Below are 17,324 nucleotides of genomic sequence, written 5' to 3'. Positions count from 1 at the left end.
ATGCCTGACCGAATCAGTTGATTTTGAAACGTCGGCGCAACCCGCGCAAACCGAAGCTGACCCAAGGCCAGAGCAAGGCACTGACCAATGCCGGCAGAACCAGCGCAAGGGTCGGTTGACGGTTGCCGGTCAAGGCGCTGAGCCACAGCTGGACCAGTTGCGCCAGGCCGAAGATCACCAGGATCACCAGGCTTTGCTGCCACATCGGGAACATGCGCAAGCGTTGTTGCAACGACAGCACCAGGAAAGTGATCAGGGTCAGGATCAGCGCGTTCTGCCCCAGCAATGTGCCGTACAGCACATCCTCGGCCAGCCCCAGGCACCAGGCCGTGACCATGCCGACCTTATGCGGCAGGGCCAGGGCCCAGAACGCCAGCAGCAAGGCCAGCCAGAGCGGGCGCAGGATTTCCATGAATTGCGGCAAGGGGGACACGCTGAGCAGCATGCCGATGGCGAAGGTCAGCCAGACCATCCAGCCGTTTCGGGACATTATTCTCTTCCTCCCGTGGAGGCCGGGGCCGCGGCAGGCGGCTTGGGCGCGGCGGATCTGGTGACGGCTGGCTTGACCGGAGCCGGATGGGCCACGGGCTTGACCGGGGTCGCGGCGGCGGGTGTCGCGGGGGCAACGGCTGGAGCAGCCGGAGCAGTTGGAGCGGTCACGGCCGCTGGCGTCGCGGGCACGACAGGCTTGGGCACCGTGGCCGGAATCACTGGCGTGACCGCACCACCCTGCTGATCCTGCGCTTCCTGAGCCTGGGCGGCATCGTTGGCACGCTCTTCGGCGGTGCGGTTATCGCTGAACACCAGCAGCAGGTAACGGCTGCGGTTCAAGGCGGCCGTCGGCACGGCGCGCACTATGGCAAATGGCTGGCCGGAGTCATGGATCACCTCCTTGACCGTTGCCACCGGGTAACCCGCCGGGAAACGCTGGCCCAGGCCGGAGCTGACCAGCAGGTCGCCTTCCTTGATGTCCGCGGTGTCGGCCACGTGACGCAGTTCCAGACGCTCCGGGTTGCCGGTGCCGCTGGCAATCGCCCGCAGACCGTTGCGGTTCACCTGGACAGGAATGCTGTGGGTGGTGTCGGTGAGCAGCAGCACGCGGGAGGTGTAAGGCATCAGCTCGACCACCTGCCCCATCAGGCCACGGGCGTCGAGCACCGGTTGCCCGAGCACCACGCCGTCGCGCTCACCCTTGTTGATGATGATGCGATGGGTGAAGGGGTTGGGGTCCATGCCGATCAGCTCGGCCACTTCGACCTTCTCGTTGACCAGTGCGGAAGAGTTGAGCAACTCGCGCAGGCGAACGTTCTGCTCGGTCAAGGCGGCGAGCTTTTGCATGCGGCCCTGGAGCAACAGGTTTTCGGTCTGGAGTTTTTCGTTTTCGGCGACCAGCTCGGTGCGGCTGCCAAACTGACTGGCCACGCCCTGCCATAGCCGTTGCGGCAGGTCGGTGATCCAGTAGGACTGCATCAGCACCAGCGACATTTGGCTACGCACTGGCTTGAGCAGTGTGAAGCGGGCATCGACCACCATCAGCGCGACCGATAGCACGACCAGCACCAACAGGCGTACGCCCAATGAGGGGCCTTTGGCGAAAAGCGGTTTAATAAGCCGCTCCTCCCAGGCAAATGTTCTCTTTATTCATACGGCTTCAAACCGGCCTGGAGCAGAATGACAGAAGATAAACGCCAACAGGCAGCACTGCAAAGTGCTGCCTGCGAGCGGAACACATGGATGCACCCGGCGCGATTATTCGCTGGAGAGCAGGTCCATGGTGTGTTTGTCCATCATTTCCAATGCACGGCCACCGCCGCGGGCTACGCAGGTCAGCGGGTCTTCGGCGACGATCACCGGCAGACCGGTTTCCTGGGCCAGCAACTTGTCCAGGTCGCGCAGCAGGGCGCCACCACCGGTCAGCACCAGGCCACGCTCGGCGATGTCCGAAGCCAGTTCCGGAGGCGATTGCTCCAGCGCGCTTTTCACGGCCTGAACGATGGTTGCCAGGGACTCTTGCAGAGCTTCCAGCACTTCATTGGAGTTCAGGGTGAATGCGCGTGGCACGCCTTCGGCCAGGTTACGGCCACGAACGTCGACTTCACGGACTTCGCCGCCCGGGTAGGCAGTACCGATTTCCTGCTTGATGCGCTCGGCGGTGGACTCGCCGATCAGGCTGCCGTAGTTGCGACGCACGTAGGTGATGATCGCTTCGTCGAAACGGTCGCCGCCGACACGTACGGATTCGGCGTACACCACACCGTTCAGGGAGATCAGGGCGATCTCGGTGGTACCGCCACCGATATCCACGACCATCGAACCGCGGGCTTCTTCGACCGGCAGGCCGGCACCGATCGCGGCCGCCATCGGCTCCTCGATCAGGAACACTTCACGGGCACCGGCACCGAGGGCCGATTCACGGATGGCACGACGCTCAACCTGGGTGGACTTGCATGGAACGCAGATCAGCACACGAGGGCTGGGCTGCAGAAAACTGTTTTCGTGAACCTTGTTGATAAAGTATTGCAGCATCTTTTCGCAGACACTGAAGTCGGCGATCACGCCGTCCTTCATCGGACGAATGGCAGCAATGTTGCCCGGAGTACGACCGAGCATGCGCTTGGCTTCGGTACCGACAGCCACGACACTTTTCTGATTACCGTGGGTCCGAATGGCCACAACCGATGGTTCATTCAGGACAATACCGCGCTCGCGCACGTAAATAAGGGTGTTGGCAGTGCCCAGGTCAATGGAAAGATCGCTGGAAAACATGCCACGCAGTTTCTTGAACATGGGAAAGGGACCCTAGGCAACGCGTGGGTAAAAAAGTGCGGCAAACTCTAACAACGACAGGGATTTTGGGCAAGGCGCCAATATGTTAAATTGACTGCTTTTCTGTGCACCAACCCCCACAATCGCGGCCTTATGACCGTAGAAATGCGGTAGTGTTCCGACAATCTAACACACGGACGAGATCCGTTCTGTTTTCCACTGGAGAATCCCATGGCGCTTGAACGCTCCGACGTGGAAAAAATCGCTCATCTGGCCAGCCTTGGCCTCAATGAAGCCGATCTTCCACACATCACCTCCGACCTGAACAGCATTCTCGGGCTGGTGGATGCAATGCAGGCAGTCGATACCGACGGTATCGAGCCCCTGGCCCACCCGCTGGAAGCCAGCCAGCGCCTGCGCGCAGACGTTGTGACCGAGTCCAATCATCGCGAGGCCTATCAGTCCATCGCACCAGCGGTCGAAAACGGCCTGTACCTGGTTCCGAAAGTCATCGACTAAAGGGAAAGAGCCTGCAATGCATCACATGACCCTGGCCGAGATCGCCCGCGGACTCGCCGACAAGAAGTTTTCCTCCGAAGAGCTGACCAAGACCCTGCTGGCGCGTATCACCCAGCTCGACCCGCAGCTCAACAGCTTCATCAGCCTCACCGAAGATCTCGCGCTGCAGCAGGCCAAGGCCGCTGACGCCCGTCGCGCGAACGGTGAGAGCGGCGCCCTGCTCGGCGCGCCGATCGCCCACAAGGACCTGTTCTGCACCCAGGGTATCCGCACCAGCTGCGGCTCGAAGATGCTCGACAACTTCAAGGCGCCCTACGACGCCACCGTGGTCGCCAAGCTGGCCGCCGCCGGAACCGTGACCCTGGGCAAGACCAACATGGACGAATTCGCCATGGGCTCGGGCAACGAGACCAGTTATTACGGCGCGGCGAAGAACCCATGGAACCTGGAACGCGTTCCGGGCGGTTCGTCCGGCGGTTCGGCCGCCGCAGTGGCCGCGCGCCTGTTGCCTGCCGCCACCGGCACCGACACCGGCGGCTCGATCCGCCAGCCGGCGGCACTGACCAACCTCACCGGCCTGAAGCCGACCTACGGTCGCGTTTCGCGCTGGGGCATGATCGCCTACGCCTCCAGCCTCGATCAGGGCGGCCCGCTGGCGCGCACCGCCGAGGACTGCGCGATCCTGCTGCAAGGCATGGCCGGCTTCGACCCGCAGGACTCCACCAGCATCGACGAGCCAGTACCGGACTACAGCGCCAGCCTCAACGGCTCGCTGCAGGGCCTGCGCGTCGGCGTACCCAAGGAATACTTCAGCGCCGGCCTCGACCCGCGCATCGCCGAGCTGATCCACAACAGCGTCAAGGAGCTGGAAAAGCTCGGCGCCGTGATCAAGGAAATCAGCCTGCCGAACATGCAGCACGCGATCCCGGCGTACTACGTGATCGCTCCTGCGGAGGCCTCCTCCAACCTGTCGCGCTTCGACGGCGTGCGGTTCGGCTATCGCTGCGAAGATCCGAAGAACCTCACCGACCTGTACAAGCGCTCCCGCGGAGAAGGTTTCGGCAGTGAAGTGCAGCGCCGGATCATGGTCGGTGCCTACGCCCTGTCGGCCGGTTACTACGACGCCTACTACCTGAAGGCGCAGAAGATCCGTCGCCTGATCAAGAACGACTTCATGGCTGCCTTTAATGAAGTCGACATCATCCTTGGCCCGACCACGCCGAACCCGGCCTGGAAAATCGGCGACAAGAGCAGCGACCCGGTCGCTGCGTATCTGGAAGACGTTTACACCATCACCGCCAACCTCGCGGGTCTGCCGGGCTTGTCCATGCCCGCCGGCTTCGTCGACGGCTTGCCGGTCGGCGTGCAACTGCTCGCCCCGTATTTCCAGGAAGGCCGTCTGTTGAACGTTGCCCACCAGTATCAGTTGCACACTGACTGGCACACCCGCACCCCACAGGGTTTTTGAAACGGCTGCGCTCGGTAATGCTGCGTTGAAAACTGGCTCGTAATGCTCATTGACTGACGTCAACTCCGCTTACTCGCCAGTTTTCGCCTTGCCTTACCTTCGCTCGCGGCGCTTCAAAATCCCCTGTTATGACTTCTGAGGAGAAACACATGCAATGGGAAGTCGTGATCGGGCTGGAGATTCACACCCAGCTCACCACCAAATCGAAGATTTTCTCCGGTAGCTCCACCGCCTTCGGTGCCGAGCCCAACACCCAGGCCAGCCTGGTAGACCTGGGCATGCCCGGCGTACTGCCGGTGCTGAACCAGGAAGCGGTGCGCATGGCGGTCATGTTCGGCCTGGCCATCGACGCCGAGATCGGCCAGCACAACGTGTTCGCCCGCAAGAACTACTTCTACCCCGACCTGCCCAAGGGCTACCAGATCAGCCAGATGGAACTGCCGATCGTTGGCAAGGGCCACCTGGACATCCCGCTGGAAGACGGCACGGTCAAACGTGTCGGCATCACCCGCGCGCACCTGGAAGAAGACGCCGGCAAGAGCCTGCACGAAGAGTTCAACGGCGCCAGCGGCATCGACCTGAACCGCGCCGGCACCCCGCTGCTGGAAATCGTTTCCGAGCCGGACATGCGCAGCGCCAAGGAGGCCGTGGCCTACGTCAAGTCGATCCACGCCCTGGTGCGCTACCTGGGGATCTGCGACGGCAACATGGCCGAAGGCTCCCTGCGCTGCGACTGCAACGTCTCGGTACGCCCGAAAGGCCAGGCCGAGTTCGGCACTCGCTGCGAGATCAAGAACGTCAACTCGTTCCGCTTCATCGAGAAAGCCATCAACTCGGAAGTCCAGCGCCAGATCGAGCTGATCGAGGACGGCGGCAAGGTCATCCAGCAGACCCGCCTGTACGACCCGAACAAGGACGAAACCCGTCCGATGCGCAGCAAGGAAGAAGCCAACGACTACCGTTACTTCCCCGACCCGGACCTGCTGCCGGTGGTCATCGAGGACTCGTTCCTCGACCAGGTACGCGCCACCCTGCCGGAACTGCCACCGCAAAAACGCGAGCGCTTCCAGGAGCAGTTCGGCCTGTCGGTCTATGACGCCAGCGTGCTGGCTTCGAGCCGCGAGCAGGCGGACTACTTCGAGCAAGTAGTGAAGATCGCCGGTGACGCCAAGCTGGCGGCCAACTGGGTCATGGTCGAGCTGGGCAGCCTGTTGAACAAGCAGGGCCTGGAAATCGACGAGGCGCCAGTCTCGGCCGAACAACTGGGCGGCATGCTGCTGCGCATCAAGGACAACACCATCTCCGGCAAGATCGCCAAGACCGTGTTCGAAGCCATGGCCAATGGCGAAGGCCAGGCCGACGAGATCATCGATAAGCGCGGCCTCAAGCAGGTCACCGACACCGGTGCCATCTCCGCCGTATTGGACGAAATGCTGGCGGCCAACGCCGAGCAGGTCGAACAGTATCGCGCCGCCGATGAAGCCAAGCGCGGCAAGATGTTCGGCTTCTTCGTCGGCCAGGCGATGAAGGCCTCCAAAGGCAAGGCCAACCCGCAACAGGTCAACGAACTGCTGAAAAGCAAACTCGAAGGCTGATAGCGGCGTGGATGGCGGGCATTCGATAGTGCGCCGCCCTGTGCAGGAGCGAACTTGCTGGCGATACGTTGTCTCAGACACAACGCTATCGCGAGCAAGTCCGCTCCTGTATCTGCATTTAGGGCTCCCTTTTATGAAGTCGCTACTGGCTGCCTGTTCCCTGCTCTTTCTCCTGGCCGGCTGCGCCAGCCATGTCGTCGACCCGCGGGGTTACGACAAGACCGGCGTCGCCTCCTATTACGGTGCCAAGCATCACGGCAAACGCACCGCCAGCGGCGAACCCTTCAACCAGCACGGCATGACCGCCGCGCACCGCGAGCTGCCATTCGGCACCCGCGTCAAAGTCACCAACCTCAATAACGACAAGAGTGTCGTGGTCCGGATCAACGACCGTGGCCCGCATACCCGTGGCCGCCTGATCGATTTGTCGCGTGCCGCCGCGCAACAGTTGGGTATGATCAGAAGCGGCACCGCCAAGGTGCGCGTGCAAGCCATCAGCGACTGACCCACGGAGCCCTGATCATTTTCGGATTAACCGATTTACCGCTGCTCAGCGTCCTTCAATTGTTCAGCGGCCTGGTCCTGCTGGTCGCCGGCGCCGAGTTGCTGGTACGCGGCGCGGTCCGCCTCGCCGCCCGCCTGCGTGTACGGGCACTGATCATCGGCCTGAGCATCGTCGCCTTCGGCAGCAGCGCGCCACAGATGGCCGTCAGCCTGCAAGCCACCCTCGCCGAAAACACCGACATCGCCGTCGGCAGCGTGATCGGCAGCGGCATCTTCAACATCCTGGTAACCCTCGGCCTGTCCGCCCTGATCATTCCGCTGCGGGTATCGCGCCAGCTGGTGCGGCTGGATATCCCGTTGATGATCCTCGCCAGCCTGCTGGTGTTCACCCTGGCCTACAACGAAGAACTGACGCCCCTCGACGGCCTGATCCTGCTGGCGACCCTGATCCTCTACCTGGGGCTGCTGCTGCGCCAGTCGCGGCACTCGGCGCGCCCGCCTTCCCAGCAAGCCCCAGACGTGCCCCGCGTGCACTGGCTGAGCAGCCTGCTGTGGATGATCGGCGGCCTGCTCCTGTTGGTGTTCGCCGGCCACCTATTGGTCGAAGCGGCGGTGGAAGTCGCCACCGACCTGGGGCTGTCCGAACGCATCATCGGCCTGACCATAGTCGCCGTCGGCACGTCCCTGCCGGCCCTGGCCACCTCGCTGATCGCAGCCTTGCGTGGCCAGCGCGACATTGCCGTGGGCAACGTCATCGGCAGCAACCTGTTCAATCTGCTGGGGGTCCTGGGTTTCACCGCCCTGGTGGCACCGACGCCCCTGTCGGTATCGCCCAACGCCGTGGACTTCGACCTGCCGGTGATGCTCGGCGTCGCCGTGCTGTGCCTGCCGGTGTTCTATTCGGGTTATCGGGTCACTCGCGCCGAAGGCCTGCTGTTTCTCGGCCTGTACCTGGCCTATGGGCTGCACGTGGTGTCCTTCACCACCGGCATGCCGCTGGCCGGCAAGCTGGAAGACCTGATGCTGTTTTTCGTCCTGCCAGTGCTGGTGGCGTTCCTGCTGTTCAGTTCGCTGCGGGCCTGGCGCCGCCAACATAAAAAAGGGGAAGCGCAATGACCGAGAATAAAAAGCAGGGCGTGGAAATGCGCCGCCAGGTGATGGGCGATGCCTTTGTCGAACGCGCCCTGGGCAACGCCACCGAGTTCAGCCAGCCGCTGCAGGACTTCGTCAACGAGCATGCCTGGGGCAGTGTCTGGAACCGCGAAGGCCTGCCGCTGAAAACCCGCAGCCTGATCACCCTCGCCGCCCTGACCGCGCTCAAGTGCCCGCAGGAACTCAAGGGCCATGTCCGCGGCGCCCTGAATAACGGCTGCACGGTGGAAGAGATTCGCGAGGCGCTGCTGCATTGCGCGGTGTACGCCGGCGTACCGGCGGCGATCGACGCGTTCCGCGCCGCCCAGGAAGTGATCGACACTTACCAGAAACCCGAGTGATCGGTAGGAGCGAGGCTTGCCCGCGATAGCGACCTGCCTGACACACCGTTATCGCGGGCAATCGAGCGTCGACCGACCGCTCCTACAAGAGCACTAGATCCACCCGCCCCACTGCAGCAGGAAGATCCCGATATTGGTGGTCACCGCCGCCATCAGCGTGGTGATGACGATGATCGCTGCCGCCAGTTCATGATTGCCATTGGCCGCCCGGGCCATGACAAAGCTCGCCGCCGCGGTCGGGCTGCCGAAATACAGGAACAGAATCCCCAGCTCCGCCCCGCGGAATCCGCAAAGCCAGGCCCCCAGGGTGGCGAGGACCGGCAGGCCGACCATTTTCACCAGGCTCGAACTCAGGGCCAGGTCGCCGCTCTCGCGCAGCGCCGCCAGGGACAGGGTGCCACCAATACAGATCAATGCCAGCGGCAGGGTCATCTGCGCCAGGTACTGGCCGGACGTCTCCAGCCAGGTCGGCAGGCCGATCTGGAAAACCGCGAAAGGCGTGGCCGCCAGGACGCTAATGATCAACGGGTTGCTGACCACGCTTTTGCAGATGCTCCACGGATCGGACTTGATCACCGGGCTGTACACCGCCAGGACGATGGTCGACAGGGTGTTGTAGAACAGGATCACCAGCGCCGCGAGAATCGCCCCGAGGGAAATCCCGTAGTCGCCGTACATGCTGGCCGCGAGTGCCAGGCCGATGACCCCGTTGTTGCCGCGAAACGCGCCCTGGGTGTAGATGCCCCGGTCTTCCCGCGGGCAACGCCAGATCGCCCAACCCCAGGCGAAGGCAAAGCTGGCCAGGGTGGCCACGGCGAAATAGATCAGCAGCCCCGGCTTGAGCGCCGAATGCAGGTCGGCATGGAGAATCCCGAGAAACAGCAGCGCCGGCATGGTGACGTTGAACACCAGGGCCGACGCCGTGTGGATAAAACCGTCGTTGATCCAGCCGATGCGCTTGAGCAGCACACCGAGAAACAACATGGCGAATACCGGCGCGGTGATATTCAGCGTTTCGAGAAAAATGGCCAGCATGCCGGGTCAACCTTGAACCTGTCGTTAGGCGGCTAATGATAAGCCAGCCCGCGCCCTTAAGCCCGATGGATTTGCCCTAACCGCAAGCAGATCCATCGGACCGCAGGCGTTCGCGGCTATCAAACGCCACGCCCGCACTGCGCTCGATCGCAGCCTGCGGCAGCGGCTACAGAGTCTGTGTCGGGCTCGGTTGAGTGGCATGTCGCGATCGGTGTAGCCGCTGCCGAAGGCTGCGATCGCCCCGAAGGGGCGTTGGCGCCCCACCTACGCTGAAGATCCTGCAGCAGCGGCTACCGATCAGGTAATTGGCGCCGGATTGAACAAGGTGATGTCGTTGTGCAGCTTGTGCCGCTCGGCCCAGGTCTGCTGCTTGCCACTGGCCACGTCCAGGTAGAAATGGAACAGCTCCCAGCCCAGCTCTTCGATACTCGCCCGCCCGGTGGCGATGCGCCCGGCGTCGATGTCGATCAGGTCCGGCCAGCGCTGGGCCAGTTCGGAACGGGTCGAGACCTTGACCACCGGCGCCATCGCCAGCCCGTAAGGCGTGCCACGCCCGGTGGTGAACACATGCAGGTTCATCCCCGCCGCCAGTTGCAAGGTCCCGCAGACGAAGTCGCTGGCCGGCGTCGCGCAGAAGATCAGGCCTTTGCGGGTGAAGCGCTCGCCCGGCCCCAGCACGCCATTGATCGCGCTGCTGCCGGACTTGACGATGGAGCCCAGGGACTTCTCGACGATGTTCGACAACCCGCCCTTCTTGTTGCCCGGCGTGGTATTGGCACTGCGGTCGGCCTCGCCCTTGGCCAGGTAACGGTCGTACCAGTCCATCTCGCGCACCAGCTCCCGGGCCACCTCTTCGGACTCGGCGCGGGAAGTCAGCAGATAGATGGCATCGCGCACCTCGGTGACTTCGGAAAACATCACCGTCGCGCCGGCCCGCAACAGCAGGTCCGAGGCATAGCCCAGGGCCGGATTGGCGGTGATCCCGGAGAAGGCATCGCTGCCGCCGCACTGCATGCCGAGGACCAGCTCCGAGGCCGACACGGTTTCCCGGCGCCGCTGATCGAGCTTGCGCAAACGCACCTCGGCCAGCTCCATGATCTGCTCGATCATCTCGGTAAAACCCTGGCTGGAGTCCTGCAGGCGGTACAACCAGGGCTCGCTGAGGTCCACCGAAGTGTCGCCTTCGTGCATCACCTGCCCGGCCTGCAGCTTCTCGCAGCCCAGGCTGATCACCAGGGCCTCGCCCCCCAGGTTCGGGTTGCGCGCCAGGTTACGCACGGTACGGATCGGGATATAGGCATCGGTGGCGGTGATCGCCACACCACAGCCATAGCTGTGGGTCAGCGCCACCACATCGTCGACGTGGGGATACTTGGGCAGCAGTTCGTCCTTGATCCGCTTGACCGCATGATCGAGCACCCCGGTCACGCATTGCACGGTGGTGGTGATGCCCAGGATGTTGCGCGTGCCGACCGTGCCGTCGGCATTGCGATAGCCCTCGAAGGTGAAACCTTCCAGCGGCGCCTGGGCCGCCGGCACTTCGGTGGACAGCGGCAGGCTGTCCAGCGGCGGCGCGCTGGGCATGCGCAACTGCTCCTCCCTGACCCAACTGCCGCGGGCGATCGGCTGCAAGGCATAGCCGATGGTCTGGCCGTAGCGAATCACCAGGCCGTCTTCGGCGATGTCCTCCAGCGCCACCTTGTGGCTCTGGGGGATGAAGTCCAGGGTCACCAGGCCGTCGGCGAACGCGGTGCCCGCCGGTACGCCCTGGTCATTGACCACAACCACCACGTTGTCCCGCTCGTGCAGACGGATGTAGCGCGGCGAATCGGAATGTTCAATCAACTGCATGACGCCGCCCCTTCAGGAATGCGCTTGGGAAAGTTGGGTCAGCTCGGGGCCATTGCTCGGTGGCTCCTTGAGCACCACGCGCTTGATCGGACCGACGATCACCAGGTAGCTGAACACCGCCAGCAGCGCGTTGCAGCCGACGAACACCAGCGCCCATTTGAACGAGCCGGTGGAACTGATGATGTAGCCGATGACGATCGGCGTGGTGATCGAGGCCAGGTTGCCAAAGGTGTTGAACAGGCCGCCGCTCAAGCCGGCGATCTGCTTCGGCGAGGTATCGGACACCACCGCCCAGCCGAGCGCGCCCACGCCTTTGCCGAAGAACGCCAGGGCCATGAAGCCCACCACCATCCACTCGATGTCCACATAGTTGCAGGCCACGATGCTGCTGGAGACCAGCAGGCCGGCGATGATCGGCGCCTTGCGGGCGAAGGTCAGGGAATGCCCCTTGCGCAGCAGGTAGTCGGAAATCACCCCGCCGAGCACCCCACCGATAAAACCGCAGATGGCCGGCAAGGACGCGATGAAACCGGCCTTGAGAATGGTCATGCCACGCTCCTGCACCAGGTACACCGGGAACCAGGTCAGGAAGAAGTAAGTGATGCCATTGATGCAGTACTGGCCCAGGTACACGCCGAGCATCATGCGGTTGGTCAGCAACTGGCGCAGGTAGTCCCATTTCGGGCCGTCGCTGCGTTTGCCCTGGACCTTGTCCTGGTCCATGTCGACCATGCCGCCGTTGTCGGCGATGTGCTTGAACTCGGCCTCGTTGATCAGCGGGTGCTGGCGCGGGCTGTAGATCACCTTGAGCCAGACCAGCGAGAAGACGATGCCGATCGCGCCCATCACGATGAACACGTGCTGCCAGCCGAAGTGATAGACGATCCAGCCCATCAGCGGCGCGAACAGCACCGTGGCGAAGTACTGCGCCGAGTTGAAGATCGCCGAAGCCGTACCGCGCTCGGCGGTCGGGAACCAGGCCGCGACAATCCGCGCATTGCCAGGGAAGGATGGCGCCTCGGCCAGCCCCACCAGGAACCGCAGCATGAACAGCGCCACCACCGCGGTGGAGACGCCGAACTCACCGACATAACCTTGCAACACGGTGAACAGCGACCAGGTGAAGATGCTCAGGGCATAGATTTTTTTCGAGCCGAAGCGGTCGAGCAGCCAGCCGCCGGGGATCTGCCCCGCCACATAGGCCCAGCCGAAGGCAGAGAAGATATAACCGAGGGTGACGGCGTCGATGCCGAGGTCTTTTTGCAGGCTGGAGCCCGCGATGGCGATGGTGGCGCGGTCGGCATAGTTGATCGTGGTCACCAGGAACAGCATGAACAGGATCAGGTAGCGGACGCGAGTCGGCTTGGTCGCTTGCATATGGATGTACTCCCACTAATTATTTTTATGCGGGTAAAACATTCGCTTCATCGACCCCGCCGGGCCTCAGGCAAAGGCTGGCGGGGGGTACAGCGGGGCTTACGATCCGATGTAGGAGGTCTTCACCACGGTGTAGAACTCCTGCGCGTAGCGACCTTGCTCGCGGGAACCATAGGATGAACCTTTGCGACCACCAAAAGGTACGTGGTAATCGACGCCGGCCGTCGGCAGGTTGACCATGACCATCCCCGCCTGGGAGTGGCGTTTGAAGTGGTTGGCGTATTTCAGCGACGTGGTGGCGATGCCCGCCGACAGGCCGAATTCGGTGTCGTTGGCCATGGCCAGCGCCGCCTCGTAGTCGGCAACGCGCACCACGTTGGCCACCGGGCCGAAGATCTCTTCGCGGCTGATGCGCATCGAGGCCTGGCTGTCGGCGAACAGGGTCGGCGCGAGGAAATACCCCTCGGTATCGCAGGTCACCAGGCCGCCACCGCTGACCAGCCGCGCCCCTTCGGACTGGCCGATATCGATGTACTTCAGGTCCTGTTCGAGCTGCGCCTGGGACACCACCGGGCCGATATCGGTACCGGCCTTCAGCGCATGGCCGACCTTGATCGAGCGCATGCGCTCGGCCATCGCCTCGACGAACCGGTCATGGATGCCCGCGGTGACGATCAGCCGGCTGGAAGCGGTGCAACGCTGCCCGGTGGAATAGAAGGCACTCTGTACCGCCAGCTCCACCGCCTGCTTGAGGTCGGCATCGTCGAGGATGATCTGCGGGTTCTTGCCGCCCATTTCCAGCTGCACCTTGGCTTGGCGCGAGACGCAGTTGACGGCGATCTGCCGGCCCACGCCCACGGAACCGGTGAAGCTGATGCCGTCGACTTTCGGGCTGTTGACCAGGGCGTCGCCGACCAGCCGGCCGCTGCCCATCACCAGGTTGAACACCCCGGCCGGGAAACCGGCACGGGAAATGATTTCCGCCAGGGCCCAGGCACAGCCCGGCACCAGCTCGGCGGGCTTGAGCACCACGCAGTTACCGTAGGCCAGGGCCGGGGCGATCTTCCACGCCGGGATGGCGATCGGGAAGTTCCACGGGGTGATCAGGCCGACCACGCCCAGGGCTTCGCGGGTCACTTCGACGTTGACGCCCGGACGCACAGACGGCAGGTAATCCCCCGAGAGGCGCAGGCATTCGCCGGCAAAGAACTTGAAGATATTGCCGGCGCGGGTCACCTCGCCGATGGCTTCGGGCAGGGTCTTGCCCTCCTCCCGGGCCAGCAGGGTGCCGAGTTCTTCACGACGGGCGAGGATCTCGTTGCCGACCTTGTCCAGGGCATCGCTGCGCGCCTGGATACCGGAGGTCGACCAGGCCGGGAATGCATCGCGCGCCGCATCGATCGCGGCATGCACCTGAGCCAGGTCGGCCTTGGCGTATTCGCCAATGACATCGGACAACTCGGACGGGTTGATATTGGTCGAGTAGTCGGCACCGGCAAGCCACTGGCCACCGATGTAGTTATCGAAGCGTTTTACCTCTGCCACGCGCCCTCTCCTTACACAAAAGCCTTACGCAAAAGGCCGCTGATCGCTCAGCGGCCCCGGGGATGGATTACTGCGCGCCCTGGGCGTCGATCAACGCCGCCAGCGCTTCATATTCTTCCGGCAACAGATCGGTCAGCGGCGCCCGCACCGGGCCGGCGTCACGGCCGACGATGCGGGCTCCGGCCTTGACGATGCTCACCGCGTAACCGGCCTTGCGGTTGCGGATATCCAGGTAAGGCAGGAAGAAGCCATCGATGATCTTGCCGACCGTGGCGTGATCTTCACGGGCAATGGCGTGGTAGAAATCCATCGCGGTTTTCGGGATGAAGTTGAACACCGCCGAGGAGTACACCGGCACGCCCAGGGCCTTGTAGGCCGCAGCGTAGACTTCGGCGGTCGGCAGCCCGCCCAGGTAGCTGAAGCGATCGCCGAGGCGACGGCGGATCGACACCATCAGCTCGATATCGCCCAGGCCGTCCTTGTAGCCGATCAGGTTCGGGCAGCGCTCGGCCAGGCGCTCCAGCAGCGGCGCGGTCAGGCGGCAGACGTTGCGGTTGTAGACCACCACGCCGATCTTCACCGATTTGCACACCGCCTCCACATGAGCGGCGACCCCATCCTGGCTGGCTTCGGTCAGGTAGTGCGGCAACAGCAACAGCCCCTTGGCCCCCAGGCGCTCGGCCTCCTGGGCGTATTCGATGGCCTGGCGGGTCGAACCGCCGACCCCGGCCAGGATCGGCACGCTGGTGGCGCAGGTGTCGACCGCGGTCTTGATGATTTCCGAATATTCGCTGGCCGCCAGGGAGAAAAACTCACCGGTGCCGCCTGCGGCGAACAGCGCCGAGGCGCCGTAAGGGGCCAGCCATTCCAGGCGCTTGATGTAGCCCGCGCGATGGAAATCGCCCTGGGCATTGAAATCGGTCACCGGGAAAGACAGCAAGCCGGAGGAGAGGATGGACTTCAGTTCTTGTGGATTCATTATTCGAACACCCTGGGACGCACATTGTGATGAGAAACACATCAGCCTTGGCCGAAGTTGTAAGTCATCGTACAACTTAAAAAGCAATCGTCAACAGCAATTCGTCAGCCACCGCCAAAATACGCGGCAAAAAATACCTGCTTGACGGGTCAGGATTTTGCTTTATGCTCGCAAAACAACTGTATATACATACAGCTGTATTTTTGAAATACCTACGACATATCAAGGAGCTAGAAATGTCAGGTCTACACACTCAGCAGCGGGAACAGCTGCAGCACAAAAGCCAGATCGTTGCCGATCTGGACAGCCTTTTCAGCGAACGCGGCATTGCCATTTCCGGTGACGGCGACCATCTGGTACTGATCGCCGACGGTCATCACACCATCAAGTATCACAAGCCCGGGATCCTCCCCGCGGCACCGGGCAAAAACCTCAAGGCCCTGCCCCAGCTGCGTTTCGAGGGTGGCGAGCACACCGCCATCGGCGACGCCACCCTGTTGCGTTTCGTCAAGGACGCCCCCGGTGTTCCGGCCTGGCAGGTCGAATTGCACCTGCCCAACGGCCTGGCCCTGACCTACGGCCAGGTGGTGGCGCTGGGTGGCGATTTTTATGGCATCCCCGACCAGCCGATCTGCGAAGGCGCGACGCCGGTGGATCGTTTGCAGCGTTTTACCGCCGCGTTCAACTCGCTTGCCGTGTTGCCGGCGGCCAAGGACGAGGCAAAACAGATTCTCGCGGTGATGCAGAAGGAAATCGCCGCCGCCAACCAGGCGCTCAAGGACGGCCGACAACCTCACGAGGCGTATGACGCCCTGGGAGATACGTTGTCCGAAGAGTGGAACAAGATCACCGGCGGCGGCAGTTTCGCCTCGGCGCTGTTCCCCCTCGGTCGCTACCTGAAGCTGGCGGCCAACAATGCCGACCATTTCGGCGAATGGGCATTGCTGGCCTATATCGCCGGGCACACCGCGGCCCTGCAGCAGGCGGTGCTGGCGCACAAGAACGCCGACGAGAAGCAGCTGGAACTGGCCTACGCCATGAACGCCTTCGCCGATCACTTCCTCACCGACCTGTTCTCCGCCGGCCATGTGCGGGTACCGCGCAAGCAGCTGGCGGCGGTGGTCACGCCGAGCGACCTGGGTTCGCTGATCACCCGCTTCATGCACGACGAAGACAGCAAGTTCGGCCTCAACGTCAGCAACGCCCAGGGCGACCGCTGGCATGCCTATGGCGACAAGCGTTATTTCGACACCATCGACAGCAACAACCGCAAGCAGGTCAAGCTGGCGGTGCAGCGCTCGGCGGACGAGATTTTCGAAAGCTACCTCAGCGGAACGGCCCCGACGCCCGGCAACTTCACGGCGCTGAAGCTGCTGCCGGACCTGAACGCTGCCAAGAGCGGCAACTTTTCACCGCTGTTCGTGATGCAGGGCGACAAGGTGCTGCGACGCAGCGACGTGAACAACCTGAACGATACCAAGACCATCGACAACTGGTGGGGCTGGAGCACTTACCTGCTGCTCAAGGACTACAAGCCCAACAAGCCGGCGGGCTACCTGGAAGCACCGACGCTTGCCCCGAGCATCCAGGCCAATGGCTGGCAGAGCCAGGCACCCAGCGAACCCAACTGGTTGCCGGGCAATGCCGTGCGTTATGCCTTCAGCTACACCAACGGTTTGAACGAGTCGTACATCGGCCCCTGGTCCGCCTACGCCGAACTGAGCGACCGCTTCCAGCCAACCCTGAATGTGCCGGTGGATACCGGCAGCGGTTCCAGCGGGCGTAACCTCTTTCGCCAGTTCCGCGGCGGCTCGCCGGAGTTGATCGCCTCGATCGACAAGACCGCCACCACCTACATCGACCGCAATGCCTGATAAGGACATCGACATGGCTATCAATCTGACTCTAGAACTGGCCTCTGGCCAATCCCTGCAGGGCGCGCCCCTGGAACTGCTGGTCAACGGCGCTCCCGTCGCGCGGGCAACCGTCGACCAGCAAGGGCGCGTGGCTTTCGATGCCAAGCCCGCTGCCGGGCAACTGGCCGTGAGGGTGGACCGCTCGATTCTCAAAGGCCGCTAAAAGCAGCGCGAGCACGCTTCGCGCCTACCGAAGACGAACAGTGTTTCTGTAGGAGCGAGCGGGCGGCGATCCGACTTGCCAGCGATAAAGGCTGCCCAGGCGATGATTTTCTG

General features: G+C 63.1%; 16 protein-coding genes. 8 read left to right on the top strand and 8 right to left on the bottom strand.

Annotated features, from left to right (window positions below; all coding sequences use genetic code 11):
- Nucleotides 1-13: 13 nt before the first annotated feature.
- The 3 genes from mreD to mreB form a co-directional block, all read right to left on the bottom strand.
- Nucleotides 14-490 carry a rod shape-determining protein MreD gene (mreD, locus tag PVZ80_RS02960; protein ID WP_009042183.1) on the bottom strand — a complete coding sequence of 159 codons (477 nt, stop codon included), beginning with the start codon at nucleotides 488-490 and terminating at the stop codon, nucleotides 14-16.
- Nucleotides 490-1,608: a rod shape-determining protein MreC gene (gene mreC, locus PVZ80_RS02955; RefSeq protein WP_273863426.1), complete on the bottom strand. Its 1,119-nt coding sequence runs from the start codon at nucleotides 1,606-1,608 to the stop codon at nucleotides 490-492. Before mreC ends, mreD begins: the two co-directional genes overlap by 1 nt.
- A 141-nt stretch (nucleotides 1,609-1,749) precedes the next feature.
- A complete protein-coding gene (gene mreB / locus PVZ80_RS02950; RefSeq protein ID WP_002555108.1) occupies nucleotides 1,750-2,787 on the bottom strand; it encodes a rod shape-determining protein MreB in 1,038 nt (345 codons plus the stop codon).
- Nucleotides 2,788-2,997: 210 nt separating this feature from the next.
- Here mreB and gatC point away from each other — a divergent pair, with 210 nt between their 5' ends.
- The 6 genes from gatC to PVZ80_RS02920 all read left to right on the top strand — a co-directional run bounded on the left by gatC (nucleotide 2,998) and on the right by PVZ80_RS02920 (nucleotide 8,345).
- On the top strand, nucleotides 2,998-3,285 hold the full coding sequence (gatC, locus tag PVZ80_RS02945; protein WP_009042181.1) for an Asp-tRNA(Asn)/Glu-tRNA(Gln) amidotransferase subunit GatC: 288 nt from the start codon (nucleotides 2,998-3,000) through the stop codon (nucleotides 3,283-3,285).
- 16 nt (nucleotides 3,286-3,301) lie between these two features.
- Entirely contained in the window at nucleotides 3,302-4,753 is a 1,452-nt protein-coding gene (gatA, locus tag PVZ80_RS02940) for an Asp-tRNA(Asn)/Glu-tRNA(Gln) amidotransferase subunit GatA (protein WP_135006256.1), read from the top strand.
- 149 nt (nucleotides 4,754-4,902) lie between these two features.
- Nucleotides 4,903-6,348, top strand: a complete 1,446-nt coding sequence (gatB, locus tag PVZ80_RS02935; protein WP_016701701.1) for an Asp-tRNA(Asn)/Glu-tRNA(Gln) amidotransferase subunit GatB — start codon at nucleotides 4,903-4,905, stop codon at nucleotides 6,346-6,348.
- Nucleotides 6,349-6,481: 133 nt separating this feature from the next.
- Entirely contained in the window at nucleotides 6,482-6,853 is a 372-nt protein-coding gene (locus PVZ80_RS02930) for a septal ring lytic transglycosylase RlpA family protein (RefSeq protein ID WP_016701700.1), read from the top strand.
- Between the two features lie 59 nt (nucleotides 6,854-6,912).
- The gene (locus tag PVZ80_RS02925; RefSeq protein WP_289945830.1) at nucleotides 6,913-7,968 is read left to right on the top strand and encodes a calcium/sodium antiporter; all 1,056 of its coding nucleotides are present in this window, start codon (nucleotides 6,913-6,915) and stop codon (nucleotides 7,966-7,968) included.
- Entirely contained in the window at nucleotides 7,965-8,345 is a 381-nt protein-coding gene (locus PVZ80_RS02920; protein WP_009046984.1) for a carboxymuconolactone decarboxylase family protein, read from the top strand. The genes PVZ80_RS02925 and PVZ80_RS02920 overlap by 4 nt, the downstream gene beginning before the upstream one ends.
- Nucleotides 8,346-8,438: 93 nt before the next feature.
- Here PVZ80_RS02920 and PVZ80_RS02915 read toward each other — a convergent pair whose 3' ends face one another.
- The 5 genes from PVZ80_RS02915 to kdgD form a co-directional block, all read right to left on the bottom strand.
- Nucleotides 8,439-9,380, bottom strand: coding sequence for an AEC family transporter (locus tag PVZ80_RS02915; protein WP_009046983.1), 942 nt, complete (start codon nucleotides 9,378-9,380; stop codon nucleotides 8,439-8,441).
- 297 nt (nucleotides 9,381-9,677) lie between these two features.
- Nucleotides 9,678-11,231, bottom strand: coding sequence for a galactarate dehydratase (gene garD, locus PVZ80_RS02910; protein WP_273863404.1), 1,554 nt, complete (start codon nucleotides 11,229-11,231; stop codon nucleotides 9,678-9,680).
- Nucleotides 11,232-11,243: 12 nt separating this feature from the next.
- Complete coding sequence (locus PVZ80_RS02905; RefSeq protein ID WP_009046981.1) at nucleotides 11,244-12,608, bottom strand: MFS transporter; 1,365 nt, start codon at nucleotides 12,606-12,608, stop codon at nucleotides 11,244-11,246.
- Nucleotides 12,609-12,707: 99 nt separating this feature from the next.
- Nucleotides 12,708-14,153: an aldehyde dehydrogenase family protein gene (locus PVZ80_RS02900; protein ID WP_273863403.1), complete on the bottom strand. Its 1,446-nt coding sequence runs from the start codon at nucleotides 14,151-14,153 to the stop codon at nucleotides 12,708-12,710.
- A gap of 67 nt (nucleotides 14,154-14,220) precedes the next feature.
- Complete coding sequence (kdgD, locus tag PVZ80_RS02895) at nucleotides 14,221-15,132, bottom strand: 5-dehydro-4-deoxyglucarate dehydratase (protein ID WP_016701696.1); 912 nt, start codon at nucleotides 15,130-15,132, stop codon at nucleotides 14,221-14,223.
- A 236-nt stretch (nucleotides 15,133-15,368) separates the two neighbouring features.
- Between kdgD and PVZ80_RS02890 the strand changes: the two genes are divergently transcribed.
- Both PVZ80_RS02890 and PVZ80_RS02885 read left to right on the top strand, forming a co-directional pair.
- Entirely contained in the window at nucleotides 15,369-17,006 is a 1,638-nt protein-coding gene (locus PVZ80_RS02890) for a hypothetical protein (RefSeq protein WP_009046978.1), read from the top strand.
- A 13-nt stretch (nucleotides 17,007-17,019) separates the two neighbouring features.
- Entirely contained in the window at nucleotides 17,020-17,211 is a 192-nt protein-coding gene (locus PVZ80_RS02885) for a hypothetical protein (protein WP_009046977.1), read from the top strand.
- Nucleotides 17,212-17,324: the final 113 nt, after the last annotated feature.

This window comes from Pseudomonas sp. B3G-3, assembly GCF_028640915.1.
Lineage (GTDB): Bacteria > Pseudomonadota > Gammaproteobacteria > Pseudomonadales > Pseudomonadaceae > Aquipseudomonas > Aquipseudomonas chlororaphis_I.
The sequence above is the reverse complement of the archived record's forward strand: the minus strand, read 5'-3'. Positions and strand labels throughout refer to the sequence as shown.

Coding starts and splice junctions, on each gene's coding strand:
- mreD (WP_009042183.1), bottom strand. CDS start 490: ATGTCCCGAAACGGCTGGATGGTCTGGCTGACCTTCGCCATCGGCATG.
- mreB (WP_002555108.1), bottom strand. CDS start 2,787: ATGTTCAAGAAACTGCGTGGCATGTTTTCCAGCGATCTTTCCATTGAC.
- gatC (WP_009042181.1), top strand. CDS start 2,998: ATGGCGCTTGAACGCTCCGACGTGGAAAAAATCGCTCATCTGGCCAGC.
- gatA (WP_135006256.1), top strand. CDS start 3,302: ATGCATCACATGACCCTGGCCGAGATCGCCCGCGGACTCGCCGACAAG.
- gatB (WP_016701701.1), top strand. CDS start 4,903: ATGCAATGGGAAGTCGTGATCGGGCTGGAGATTCACACCCAGCTCACC.
- PVZ80_RS02930 (WP_016701700.1), top strand. CDS start 6,482: ATGAAGTCGCTACTGGCTGCCTGTTCCCTGCTCTTTCTCCTGGCCGGC.
- PVZ80_RS02920 (WP_009046984.1), top strand. CDS start 7,965: ATGACCGAGAATAAAAAGCAGGGCGTGGAAATGCGCCGCCAGGTGATG.
- PVZ80_RS02915 (WP_009046983.1), bottom strand. CDS start 9,380: ATGCTGGCCATTTTTCTCGAAACGCTGAATATCACCGCGCCGGTATTC.
- garD (WP_273863404.1), bottom strand. CDS start 11,231: ATGCAGTTGATTGAACATTCCGATTCGCCGCGCTACATCCGTCTGCAC.
- PVZ80_RS02905 (WP_009046981.1), bottom strand. CDS start 12,608: ATGCAAGCGACCAAGCCGACTCGCGTCCGCTACCTGATCCTGTTCATG.
- kdgD (WP_016701696.1), bottom strand. CDS start 15,132: ATGAATCCACAAGAACTGAAGTCCATCCTCTCCTCCGGCTTGCTGTCT.
- PVZ80_RS02890 (WP_009046978.1), top strand. CDS start 15,369: ATGTCAGGTCTACACACTCAGCAGCGGGAACAGCTGCAGCACAAAAGC.
- PVZ80_RS02885 (WP_009046977.1), top strand. CDS start 17,020: ATGGCTATCAATCTGACTCTAGAACTGGCCTCTGGCCAATCCCTGCAG.